Annotated in this window: 1 tRNA gene and 1 rRNA gene; both read right to left on the bottom strand. The window is 52.8% G+C overall.

Annotation, left to right across the window (positions count from 1 at the left end):
- Position 1: 1 nt before the first annotated feature.
- Positions 2–75: transfer RNA gene (locus EVJ28_RS14060), tRNA-Ile, on the bottom strand.
- Between the two features lie 75 nt (positions 76–150).
- Positions 151–233: ribosomal RNA gene (locus tag EVJ28_RS14055) — 16S ribosomal RNA — on the bottom strand; the annotation flags it as partial.

Below are 233 nucleotides of genomic sequence, written 5' to 3'. Positions count from 1 at the left end.
GTGGGCCTAAGTGGACTCGAACCACCGACCTCACGCTTATCAGGCGTGCGCTCTAACCAGCTGAGCTATAGGCCCTCATAATTTGATTTGTCGAGAGATTTGGTCTCTCAAAACTGAACGATGGGCATGCCACATGGGCATTTTCCTTAGAAAGGAGGTGATCCAGCCGCACCTTCCGATACGGCTACCTTGTTACGACTTCACCCCAATCATCTGTCCCACCTTCGGCGGCT

This window comes from Exiguobacterium sp. SH3S3 (assembly GCF_004337115.1).
GTDB classification, from domain to species: Bacteria; Bacillota; Bacilli; order Exiguobacteriales; family Exiguobacteriaceae; genus Exiguobacterium; species Exiguobacterium aurantiacum_A.
The sequence above is the reverse complement of the archived record's forward strand: the minus strand, read 5'-3'. Positions and strand labels throughout refer to the sequence as shown.